Genomic DNA, 2,174 nt, shown 5'->3' on the forward strand with positions numbered 1-2,174 from the left:
GGGCAGATAGGGCGCTGGCGTCATCATAGGCGTCAGTCTGCGCGCATTTTCCCGGAAAAATCAATTAGATTTGATAAGCGATACTTATCGGGTTTGAATGAGGTATCCCGCTGCAGCATATGTGATGGTCATAATTATTGATTTATGAACATAAAGTGGACGGAGGTGCAGCAAAATAACCCGGATCAAGCAGCGGTAAAGAAGCCTTTGGCCTCATCGTCGCAACCGATCCATTCGTTGTCGTGCGATCTGGCGGGGTTCCGATGGAATGGACATCTCTTGATCTCTCATCTGGTAGGTCTTGGAGATGGAAGCCATCAGAACCCGCCAATACTGCCGGTATCAAGGTAATCAACAGAATGCTGAAGGGATTTGGTTGTCCGGTTCTGATTGAGATGGTGAGGCAAAATACCTGACGGATGTATTTGACAAGAACTTTTTAAGGTATCGCGCGCTTACCTTTGGGTGAGCTACCAAGGTGAAACGGGCTTGGCCATCGGGATCTCTGTTTCCACTTGGCGACGAACCGCCTGTAAACTTCTTCGGCGTGACCGATAGCTTCTCTCTCCCGATCGCGCACCGCTTTCAAGCTGTAGTCAGCAGCGGAACCCTTTGTCCTGCCACCGCGGCGAGAGGGGTAACTGGCAGTTAGTTCCAGCTTTCTCAGCTTCCAGTCCAGAAGAGCGGGACGGCTCCAGATGTATTCTTCGCCCTTGGACAGCATGTGCCAGATGACCACCGTCAGTTTGCGCGCTGTCGCCACCGCTGCGATTTGGTTGCCTCGCTTTTCCCTGATCCTCCGAAAGAAGGCCCTTAGCGGTCCGGGCGTACGGGAAACTGACCACGCCGCCTCAACCAGCATCGCCCGCGCATGAGACCGGCCCTGCTTCGTGATGTGGCCATGATAGGCAGCTTTGTCGCCAGACTGCCTAACACGAGGGTTGAGGCCGAAATAGCTAATCAGCTTCTCCGGAGATGAGAAGCGCCCGATTTCGCCAATAGCGGCCATAACACTCAAAGCAACGATCATGTTCACGACGGAACGTTTCCGATGGCGGGCCAGGGCAACCAGAGCAGTCGCTATTAGCGGGCCAATCCCAGGCACTGTCATCGAGCAGCGTGCCATCTCGTTTGACCGCGCCCGACGGGCGATCTCGGCATCCAACTCTTTGATCTGACCCTCTAGCTGGTCCAGCATGCTGATCAATCTTTCAAGATATTCCCGGGCCACAACCGGGGTCGCGCTATCGCCAGAGACTACCAATGCAACCAGCTTGCGAATATTGGTTGCTCCCTGGGGCGCGACCTGACCGAGCTCTCCAAGGTGACCCCGCACGGTATTGATCAGTTGCGTACGCTGCCGAACCAACAGCTCGCGGGCCCGGAGGACCATCGCTGACGTCTGAATCTCTTCACTTTTTACGGCAACAAAACGCATCGTTGGTCGGCTTGCAGCCTCACAGATCGCTTCCGCATTCGCCATATCGTTCTTCTGACGTTTGACGAATGGTTTCACATAGGCTGGGGGTATCAGCCTGACATCATGACCCAAACGACCAATCTCGCGCCCCCATTAATGCGCACTAGCACAGGCCTCCATCGCAACCACGCAACGCGGCAATTTGGCAAAGTACTCGAGGACCTGGCCTCTGCGCAGTTTCTTCCGAAGAACAGGGTGACTTGTTCTATCCGCTCCGTGCACCTGGAACACATTCTTCGCCAAATCCAGGCCAATCATGCTAATCTCTTCCATAGACGCCTCCATTCAGGTTGTTTGCAAACCCACAATGGCACATCGAGGCCAGCGGGAGCGTCTACACCTTCAAAACTCCTTCTCGCCAACGTGCATAGTCTGCCCTTGAGAACCATGATCATGCCGGGTCAGACACCCGACTACTTCGGCTTAGTAGACATTAAGTCGATCCGCCTACGGCTGCGTTATTTGTCAACATGGCCTATTCTCACGTCTAAGGCTTGCGCTGCTGCCGTTCATCAGCTTTTCTAGCCCTGAAAGTAATTTTAGGTTTGGGTATTTCGAACAAGCCTCGGTTAAACAAGGAATTTTGACTTGAAAATCGCAATTGCCGGTATCGGCTATGTGGGCCTGTCCAACGCGGTGCTGCTGGCGCAGAACCACAACGTGGTGGCTCTGGACGTGTCAGAGGACCGCGTGA

Annotated in this window: 1 pseudogene; it reads right to left on the reverse strand. The window is 54.0% G+C overall.

The window, feature by feature from the left end:
* Positions 1-700: 700 nt before the first annotated feature.
* A pseudogene (locus ACR0KW_RS24165) lies at positions 701-1,753 on the reverse strand (IS110 family RNA-guided transposase); the annotation flags it as partial.
* Between the last annotated feature and the right edge of the window lie 421 nt (positions 1,754-2,174).

It is taken from the genome of Ruegeria sp. CG11 (assembly GCF_056537245.1).